General features: G+C 57.2%; 2 protein-coding genes. One reads left to right on the top strand and one right to left on the bottom strand.

Annotation, left to right across the window (positions count from 1 at the left end; all coding sequences use genetic code 11):
- Positions 1 to 794 (bottom strand): Crp/Fnr family transcriptional regulator (locus tag ABSG47_RS20875; RefSeq protein WP_424172507.1); only part of this gene is annotated, 794 nt, incomplete at its 3' end.
- Positions 795 to 904: 110 nt separating this feature from the next.
- On the opposite strand from ABSG47_RS20875, the gene ABSG47_RS20870 reads away from it, so the two are divergent.
- The coding region (locus tag ABSG47_RS20870; protein ID WP_424172504.1) for a putative bifunctional diguanylate cyclase/phosphodiesterase at positions 905 to 2,712 on the top strand (1,808 nt) is incomplete at its 3' end.

The raw sequence follows: 2,712 nt of genomic DNA, 5'->3' as shown, positions 1-2,712 counted from the left end.
CTCCCAGGAAGAAGCCTGTCATATTCCTTCTTGACCACCGCATAGCACTCGCACGTGCGCTTCTCCAACCCCGCACGGTTCAGCACCAAGATGTGCCCGCGAGAGTAGCGGATCAGCCCGGCGGACTGCAGCCTCGAAGCCGCCTCGGTCACCCCTTCGCGACGAACCCCCAGCATGTTGGCGATCAGTTCCTGCGTCATGACGAGTTCGTTACTCTGCAGCCGATCCAGGCTCAGCAGCAGCCAGCGGCACAATTGTTGATCGAGCGAGTGATGACGATTGCAAACGGCGGTTTGCGCCATCTGGGTGAGCAGCGCCTGGGTATAGCGCAGCAGCAGGCGCAGCACGGGGCCGCCTTGACTGAACTCCTCCTTCAAAATCTCTGCCTTGAGTCGCAGAGCGGTGCCGGCGCTTTGAACCACCGCGCGACTGGGCATCGTTTTGCCCCCCATGAATAACCAGACCCCCACGATGCCCTCATTGCCGACGATGGCAATTTCCGCCGACTCTCTATTTGCCATGACAGAGAGCAGAGAAATGATGGCCGTGGTTGGAAAGTACCCATGGCTCAAGGTCGCACCCGACTCGCAGATCACGTCGCCCAGCGCTAACTCGACAAATTCTAATTGCGGCAGCCAACGATCCCAGACGGCTCCGGGCAACACGGCAAGTAAATGATTCTGCCGAAGATCGAGAGAAACGATGATGTATTGGCCTCCGTGCCCAACCTGACCGCCGAGGCCACCATTATGTCCACTACCGCACATATTGCAATACCATTTTTTTGTGGCCATTGATTCGCGATGGGCGTCAGTCCTACGTCGCGGTGTCTGGGCGCAATGTGCGCCAGCAGACAGACAAAAACGTGGCAAGCTCAATACGTTAGATGCACAAGGATGATGCAATGCCTCAGATCGTACTTCTCATACATGACGATGGCACGAAAGCCCAGGTGGTCAAGGACGCGCTCATTGACACACGCGAAGGGTTTTTTCTCCTCGAATGGGTCGAACGCTGCTCCGAAGCCGTGCAGCGATTGCGCAGGGACGGAAAAGAGCACATAGCGGCGATCTTGGTCAATCTATTCCTACCCGACAGCCGCGGAGTGGAGACCTTCGATCGGCTATTCGAGATATCGCCCGATGTACCCATTCTCGTACTCAGCAGCCCGGGACATGAGGATGCCGCGAAGCTCGCCGTACGGCGCGGGGCGCAAGATTACCTGCTGGAGGATCATCTCCATAGTTACCTGCTACCCAAAGCTCTGCGCAATATGCTCGAGCGCGCGTCGAACGCGGAGGCCTTGTTCAGAGAGAAAGAGCGCGCACAGGTGACTCTCAATTCAATCGCTGACGCCGTAGTTTGCACTGACGTCTCGGGCAATGTGACCTTTCTCAATCCCATCGCTGAGGCCTTGACGGGCTGGCGGGCCGATGAGGCGATCGGACGGCCATTTATTCAAGTGTTTCGAATCATCGACGTTTTAGATCGCCGCCGGGCGGCAGATCCCATGGCTTTGGTCATCAAGACGAACAAACCTTTGAACCTGCCGGAAGGCAGTATTCTGATCCGACGCAACGGCATTGAGACACCTATCGAGGACTCCACGGCACCCATCCATGATCGAAGAGGACGCGTGACCGGCGGCGTGATGGTCTTTCATGATGTGACGCAGGCACACGCGATGTCTCAGAAGATGTCGCATCTGGTGCAATACGACTACCTAACCGACCTGCCGAACCGCTTGTTGCTGAACGACCGCCTGACCCAGGCGATCGCCGTGGCGCACAGCCATCAACAACACCTCGCGGTGTTGTTCGTCGATGTGGATCGCTTCAAACACGTCAATGACTCCCTGGGACACCTGATCGGCGACAAGCTCCTCTCGTCAATCGCTCGACGCTTGGTCGCCGCCGTGCACAGCTCAGATACGATCAGCCGCCAAGGCGGCGATGAATTTGTGATCCTCCTGCCTTCCGTCCCGCATGCAGCAGATGTCGCCCATACCGCGCAACATATCCTCACCGTTGTCGGCATGCCCCATCGTATCGAGGAGCATGATCTGCAAATCACTCTGAGCGTTGGAGTCGGAATCTACCCGGATGACGGGACGGACGCAGAGACGCTCGTCAAGAACGCAGACATCGCAATGCGGAATGCCAAGGACAATGGGCGGAATAATTACCAGTTTTTCAAGCCCAGCATGAATGAGCATGCCCTGGAGCGGCAGTCCATCGAAGGTAGCCTGCGTCATGCCTTGGAGCGCGGCGAATTCACCTTGCACTACCAGCCGAAGATGGATCTCACGACGGAGACTCTCACCGGCGCCGAAGCACTCATTCGATGGCGCCAACCGGAGCGAGGAATCGTACTTCCCCAGGATTTCATACCCATTGCGGAACAGTGCGGTTATATCGTGCCTATCGGTCGATGGGTACTGCGCGAAGCCTGCCGCCAAAGGCGACGCTGGCTGGACGAACATCCCACGACCATACCCATAGCCATCAATATTTCAGCGGTGGAACTGCGATCGAATCATTTCGTTGACCATGTGCGCGAGATCTTACGAGAGACGGGATTGGAGCCGCAGTATATTGAGTTCGAATTGACCGAGACAGCGTTCATGCAGGATCCGCAAGCCACCACCGCCGTGCTGCGTGCCCTGAAGGAGATGGGCATTCAACTGACGCTGGACGACTTCGGCACGGGATA

Source organism: Occallatibacter sp. (genome assembly GCF_049510455.1).
In the GTDB taxonomy this organism is placed as follows: domain Bacteria; phylum Acidobacteriota; class Terriglobia; order Terriglobales; family Acidobacteriaceae; genus Telmatobacter.
This window is presented reverse-complemented; position numbering and strand designations above follow the sequence as displayed.